General features: G+C 62.6%; 6 protein-coding genes and 1 pseudogene. 1 reads left to right on the plus strand and 6 read right to left on the minus strand.

Annotation, left to right across the window (positions count from 1 at the left end; translation table 11 throughout):
* The 4 genes from AC3VI7_RS11835 to AC3VI7_RS11850 form a co-directional block, all read right to left on the minus strand.
* On the minus strand, window positions 1-770 hold a 770-nt coding region (locus AC3VI7_RS11835), incomplete at its 3' end, for a formylglycine-generating enzyme family protein (protein ID WP_489671555.1).
* Window positions 767-1,333: a carboxypeptidase-like regulatory domain-containing protein gene (locus AC3VI7_RS11840; protein ID WP_489667750.1), complete on the minus strand. Its 567-nt coding sequence runs from the start codon at window positions 1,331-1,333 to the stop codon at window positions 767-769. The genes AC3VI7_RS11840 and AC3VI7_RS11835, both read right to left, overlap by 4 nt.
* A gap of 39 nt (window positions 1,334-1,372) precedes the next feature.
* Window positions 1,373-1,984, minus strand: coding sequence for a lytic transglycosylase domain-containing protein (locus tag AC3VI7_RS11845; RefSeq protein ID WP_489667751.1), 612 nt, complete (start codon window positions 1,982-1,984; stop codon window positions 1,373-1,375).
* Window positions 1,985-1,988: 4 nt separating this feature from the next.
* Complete coding sequence (locus AC3VI7_RS11850) at window positions 1,989-3,746, minus strand: proline--tRNA ligase (protein ID WP_489667752.1); 1,758 nt, start codon at window positions 3,744-3,746, stop codon at window positions 1,989-1,991.
* A gap of 100 nt (window positions 3,747-3,846) precedes the next feature.
* Between AC3VI7_RS11850 and AC3VI7_RS11855 the strand changes: the two are divergent.
* A pseudogene (locus AC3VI7_RS11855) lies at window positions 3,847-4,323 on the plus strand (RNA pyrophosphohydrolase); the annotation flags it as partial.
* A gap of 34 nt (window positions 4,324-4,357) precedes the next feature.
* Here AC3VI7_RS11855 and AC3VI7_RS11860 read toward each other — a convergent pair.
* Window positions 4,358-5,287, minus strand: a complete 930-nt coding sequence (locus AC3VI7_RS11860; protein WP_489667753.1) for a diacylglycerol/lipid kinase family protein — start codon at window positions 5,285-5,287, stop codon at window positions 4,358-4,360.
* A gap of 35 nt (window positions 5,288-5,322) precedes the next feature.
* Window positions 5,323-6,204 (minus strand): 3-hydroxybutyryl-CoA dehydrogenase, encoded by an 882-nt coding sequence (locus tag AC3VI7_RS11865; protein WP_489667754.1) that lies wholly within the window; start codon window positions 6,202-6,204, stop codon window positions 5,323-5,325.
* Between the last annotated feature and the right edge of the window lie 65 nt (window positions 6,205-6,269).

Raw genomic sequence — 6,269 nt, forward strand, 5'->3', positions numbered from 1 at the left:
ACCGCACTCGCACATCTGAATCCCAGCCATTTGGTGCCGTTGTCTTCGTCCGGGGTGGCCCAGCGGACGGTGGTGCGGACGTCGGGGAGGCGGTTCAGAAAGGAGCCGCCGCGCATGACGTGCTTTTGGGTGGCATTCCACGGGGTGGCGGTCATTTCGCAGACGTTGCCGGCCATGTCGGCCACGCCGTAGGGGCTGTCGCTGCTGCGGTGGCTGCCGACCGAGGCGGGGTTGTAAACCCCGGCGCTGCGGCCGTTGAAGCTGGCTTCGTTCAAGGCGTCACCCCAAGGCCAGAGACGGCCGTCGGTGCCTCGGGCGGCTTTTTCCCATTCTTCTTCGCTCGGCAAACGCTTGCCCGCCCAAGCGCAGAACGCCGCCGCTTCTGACCAGCCGATACCCACCACGGGTTGATCGGGGGCGTTGAACTGCGGATAGCTGGCGTAGCGCGAGGCGCGGTGGCCGGGCTGGGCGCGCAAGAAGGCGCTGTAGCGCGCGTTGCTCACTTCAAAGCGGTCGATGTAGAAGCTGGGCAGGTTCCGCATCTGGCGAGGGGCTTCGCTGGCGTAATTGGGGGCCCACGCCGCTTGGAGCCGATCGCTCAGGAGTTGGCGCAATTTGCGGCCCTCCTCGCCGTAGATGAACGGCCCAGCGGGCACCAGCACCATCTCGGCCTGGTCGATGGGGCTGATGCGGGTGGTGGCGAGCTCAGTAGCTTGTACCGCAACCATCCACAGCCCAGTGGTGATGATGAGTGCTGCGCGCGCGTTCATGGTTGTGTCCCCGGGGTCTTGCGCTTGACCAGCGCAGCGTTGAAGCCGACCGACCCGCCCGGGCCCATCAGCACGGTCTGTTCCAAAAAGCCGTCTTTGGACATCACGACCTTGTAGCGATCGTCTTGGCCCAGCTCCAACGGCGGGAAGTCGAAGCTGCCAAAGCCGTCCGTTTGGGCCTCGTGGATTTGGCGGCCTTGGCGCACATCCAAGACGCGCACGGTGGCGTTTTCAATCTGGCCGCCGTTGCCGTCCAGCACTTGGCCGGTCACGAACAGGCGCAGCGTGGCGGGTTGTGGCGCTGTGGCGGGCGCGGTCGGTGCTGGGACGGGCGCGTTGATCTGAATCCACGCTTGCAGCCCGAGTGGAAAACCGGCCAGCAGCGCTGAGACGATCAAAAGCGTGACCAGCGAATTGGCTTTGAGCTTCAACCCTTTGAACTCAAGCTCTTGGGCGCTGCCTTCGTCCCCGGGAATGCGCTGGCCGCGAAAGACCACGGCGAAACAAAACAGGCAGAGCAGAATGCCCAACCCGGTCACGGCGTAACTGAGTTCTGGCGACATGGTGGGGGCTTGGGTTGAAGGTTGGCGGTGGGAGCCAGTCTAGCCGGACTCCCAGCGTTTCTTGGCCCCGAGCACCATGTTGGGATAGGGCGCTTGGCCTCGGCTGCCGTTGTAGCGGCCCAGCGCCATGAAAACATCGCCGCTTTCGCGGTCGAGGTAGTGGCGCAGGATCACGCAGCCAAAGCGCAAATTGGTCTGCATGTGGAACAGCGCTGCCGGGTTGCCGTCGCCGATCAGCCGAGTCCAAAAAGGCATGACCTGCATGTAGCCGCGCGCCCCCGCACTGGAAATGGCGTACTTGCGAAAGCCGCTTTCCACCTCGACCAAGCCGAGCACCAAATTGGGCTCCAGCCCGGCGCGACGGCTCTCGTACCAGAGGGTTTCAAGAAACTCGCGCCGGCTGTCGAAGTCTTGATAGCGCCGCGCCAGCTTGGGGCTCATCTTGCCCAGCCAGCGCAGGTAGGCGATGCGCTCTTCGGTGCGGCTGAATTCGGGCTTGGGCGGGGCGTGTTCGGCCACCGCCGAAGACAAAGCGCCCCGGACTGCGTCGGCCAAGGGCTCTTCGACTTGTGAGCCCGCTTGAGCGGGCTGCCAGCTGCCGATGCAGGCAGCACCCGCCAAGACGAGCAAGGCGCGTCGGGCGGGGGTCATGCCGTCAAACCTTCACGCGGCCCTTCAAGAAGGCCGCCACCTCTGCCGCTGCCACTGGGGTAGCCGCTGCATCACGCCGACCTTGATATTCGACCTGGCCTTCTTTGAGACCCCGGTCAGAGATCACCACGCGGTGCGGCACACCGATCAGTTCCCAGTCGGCAAACATCGCCCCCGGACGCTCGCCCCGGTCGTCGAGGATCACATCGACGCCAGCGGCTTGCAGCTCGTCATGCAACGCTTGCGCGGCCGCTTTGACGGCTTCCGAGCGGTCCATGCCGATGGGGCAGATGGCGACGGTGAACGGTGCGATGGCGTCCGGCCAGATGATGCCGCGCGCGTCGTGGCTCTGTTCAATGGCCGCACCCAAGATGCGCGTCACGCCGATACCGTAGCAGCCCATTTCCATGAACTGCGGCTTGCCGTTTTCATCCAAGAAAGTGGCGTTCATGGCTTTGGAATACTTGGTGCCGAGGTAGAACACGTGGCCCACTTCGATACCGCGCTGAATCGCCAGCACACCCTGGCCGTCGGGCGAGGGATCGCCCGCCACGACATTGCGGATGTCGGCCACCACGTCGGGCTCGGGCAGATCGCGGCCCCAGTTGATGCCGCTGAGGTGGAAACCTTCCTCGTTGGCCCCGCTGACGAAGTCACTCATCCGCGCGACGGTACGGTCGGCGATGACCTTCACCGGCTTTTTCAGGCCCTCTTTGTGGAAGATCGGCCCAAGGTAGCCCGGCTTGCAGCCGAAGTGCGTCTCAATCTCGGCTGTCGTGGCGAAGCGGAAGCCGCTTTTCAGCCCTTCGACCTTGCCGGCCTTGACTTCGTTCAGATCGTGGTCACCGCGCACCAAGAGCAGCCAAATGCGGGTCTTGACGATCTCGCCGTGCTCACCCAACTCGTCGGTGGCCAGCACCAGCGATTTCACTGTGCGGCTCAGGTCCACGCCCAGCATCCGGGCCACATCGGCGCAAACGGTGGTCACCGGGGTGGGTTGCTTCGCCAACGCTTGGGTCGGTGCTGCGCGGCTATCCAGCAGCGGCAGCGCTTCGGCCAGCTCGATGTTGGCGGCGTAATCGCTCGTCGGGCAGTAAATGATCGCGTCTTCACCGATGTCGGCGATGACTTGGAATTCGTGCGAGAGGTCGCCCCCAATCGCGCCGGTGTCGGCAGCCACGGCGCGGTATTGCAAGCCGAAGCGCTCAAAGATGCGCTTGTAGGCCGCAAACATCGCGTCGTAGCTCTTGGCGGCGCTGGCGGCGTCACGGTCGAAGGAGTAGGCATCCTTCATCGTGAACTCGCGCCCACGCATGATGCCAAAGCGCGGCCGGCGCTCGTCGCGGAACTTGGTCTGGATGTGATAGAAATTTTTCGGCAGCTGCTTGTAGCTGCGCAGCTCTTGGCGGGCGATGTCGGTGACGACTTCTTCGCTGGTGGGCTGGATGATGAAGTCGCGGTCGTGGCGATCCTTCACGCGCAGCAACTCGGGCCCCATCTTGTCGAAACGGCCCGTTTCCTGCCACAGCTCAGCAGGCTGCACGAGCGGCATCAAGAGCTCGATGGCTCCAGCGCGGTTCATTTCCTCACGGATGATGGCTTCGACCTTGCGGATCACCCGCAAGCCCATCGGCATGTAGTTGTAGATGCCCGCGCCGAGGCGCTTGATAAAACCGGCGCGCATCATCAGCTTGTGGCTGTTGATTTCGGCGTCGGCGGGCGCTTCCTTCAGCGTGGCGATGAAGAACTGGGATGCTTTCATGATGGGCGGGGGGAGCCGTCACCGGATCGGGATTTGTGCGGGCTTGTGCCACACAAGGTCGGTGCAATAATCGGCTCAGTTAAAAATCTGGGGTCTGATTATGCTCGACCGTGAAGGCTTCCGGCCCAACGTCGGCATCGTCCTGCTCAATCCGTGGAATCAGGTGTTTTGGGGCAAACGTATTCGCACCCACTCCTGGCAGTTTCCGCAAGGCGGCATCAAATATGGTGAGTCGCCTGAGCAGGCCATGTTCCGAGAATTGCATGAGGAAATAGGCCTCTTGCCTGAGCACGTGCGCATCCTTGCCCGAACCCGGGATTGGCTGCGCTATGAGGTGCCTGATCATTACATCCGGCGCGATGCCCGTGGGCATTACAAGGGTCAGAAGCAGATTTGGTTCCTGTTGCAGCTTTTGGGCCACGACAGCGACATGAACTTGCGCGCCACCGATCACCCCGAGTTCGACGCTTGGCGTTGGCACGATTACTGGGTGCCGCTGGAGATGGTCATCGAGTTCAAGCGCCAAGTTTATGAGCACGCGCTGACCGAACTGTCCCGTTTTTTACCGCCCATGGATGGGGTGGAACAGCGCTGGTAAAAGAACTTTGGCCTCAACTTTGCGTTGAAGGGGCCCAGATTTCGGCCTCGGCATGCAGGCCCACCGCTTGCAAAGAACGGGGCAGCACCTGTACGCCCAAGCGGCCGGTGGGGGGCAGTTGCTCGCCATCGGCACACAGCGGCAGTGGGGTGCCGGAGTCGATCTGGATCTGACGCACCCGGAAAGTTTCGATTTTCGGGTGCGTGCTTTGTGTGGGTCGCAGCAAGGCGGGTAGCTGGAGCAGTCCACCCAAGGCTCCCACGATCAGCGCATCCATGGTGCCCGGTGGGGCGGCCATGGGCTCGGCTCGATCATGCAAGTGGGTGGTTACGCGGGGGGTGTTGGTGATCGATACGGCCAGTGTGCTGCCCTCGTGTGCCAACTTGCCGTCGATCCAGACCCGCATCGGCAGAGTCTTGTTGCGGGGCCATTCGTGCATCAAGCCCCAGAGCCGCCGGGCGGTGGATCCGCGCAAGAACGCTGGAGCCGTCTGGGCACGCAGCCCAATGAGGGCCTCGAAACCAATGCCTAACCGCGACGCAAAAGGCCAGCTGCCTTTGCCGGTGTCGATCTGACCCACGTCGATGGCTGCCGAGGGGTGATTGAGCGCAAAGGGCAAGGCGTTTTGCCACGTCATGTTGGTGAGACCGAGGGCCTGTGCCAAGCTGTTCGTCTGACCTGCTGGCACCAAGCCAAGTCGGTGACCGCGCCGCAACATGGCGGGTAGCAAGGTATTGACTGTCCCATCACCACCGACCAACACCACCCGAGTGCGTGGGGCCAAGATGATCAGTGTGGCCAAGGCGGCATGGGCGCTGGTGGGTGCCAGCAGCGGCACCCCCGGTGCATGGCGTTTCAACCACGCTTCCATCGGCTCTTGGAGTCGGCTGGCTGTGCCATGACCCGCATGGCGATTGAGCATGACGATGGCGTTGGTCGACATGGGTCAGGGGGCAGCAGGGCGGGTGCTAGGCGGGGTCAGTAGCTGTAGACGCCTCGACCGCTCTTGCGGCCCAGCCAGCCCGCAGCGACGTATTCCTTCAGCAGCGGCGCTGGGCGGTACTTGGAGTCGTTGAACTCCTTCATGTAGACGTCCATCACCGCCAAACACACATCCAAACCGATCATGTCGGCCAAGGCCAGCGGGCCAATGGGTTGGTTGCAGCCGAGTTTCATGCCAGCGTCGATGTCTTCTGGCGTCGCCAAGCCTTCGGCCAAGACGAAGAAGGCTTCGTTGATCATCGGAATCAAGATGCGGTTGACGACAAAGCCGGGCGCGTTCTTGACCGTGATGGGTGTTTTGCCCAGCGCTTCGGCCAGGGTTTTGACCTTGGCGTGGGTCGCATCGCTGGTTTGTAAGCCTCGGATCAACTCCACCAGCGCCATCATCGGCACTGGGTTGAAGAAGTGCATGCCGATGAAACGGTCAGCGCGCTGGGTGGTCGCGGCCAGCTTGGTGATCGAGATCGAGCTGGTGTTGGTGGCGACGATCACGTCTGGCGCGAGCGTGGCATCGAGCTGCTGGAGGATCTTGACCTTGAGGGCTTCGTTCTCGGTGGCCGCTTCGATGACGAGTTGGGCGGTCTTCAAGTCGGCGTAGTCGGTCGAGATGCGGATGCGGGCCAAAGCGTCGGTCTTGGCTTCAGCGCTGATCTTTTCCTTCTTGAGCAGCCGATCAAGGCTGCCACCGATGGTCGCCAAGCCTTTTTGGACGGCGGCTTCACTGATGTCGATCATCACGACGTGGATACCGGCCACGGCGCAGGCTTGGGCGATGCCGTTGCCCATGGTGCCAGCGCCGATGACGCCGACGGTTTGAATTTCAGTGCTCAGGCTGATGCTCGGGCTCGTACTGCTCATGCTGGGGGACTCCAATTCTTTCCGTCCTGTAACTCAAGTGCCGAATTGTCGGGCCGAAACGATAG

Source organism: Leptothrix toolikensis (SeqCode) (assembly GCF_057922285.1).

Bases quoted from the DNA above. Each gene is read 5' to 3' on its own strand.
- AC3VI7_RS11840 (WP_489667750.1), bottom strand. From the start codon at position 1,333: ATGTCGCCAGAACTCAGTTACGCCGTGACCGGGTTGGGCATTCTGCTC.
- AC3VI7_RS11845 (WP_489667751.1), bottom strand. From the start codon at position 1,984: ATGACCCCCGCCCGACGCGCCTTGCTCGTCTTGGCGGGTGCTGCCTGC.
- AC3VI7_RS11850 (WP_489667752.1), bottom strand. From the start codon at position 3,746: ATGAAAGCATCCCAGTTCTTCATCGCCACGCTGAAGGAAGCGCCCGCC.
- AC3VI7_RS11860 (WP_489667753.1), bottom strand. From the start codon at position 5,287: ATGTCGACCAACGCCATCGTCATGCTCAATCGCCATGCGGGTCATGGC.
- AC3VI7_RS11865 (WP_489667754.1), bottom strand. From the start codon at position 6,204: ATGAGCAGTACGAGCCCGAGCATCAGCCTGAGCACTGAAATTCAAACC.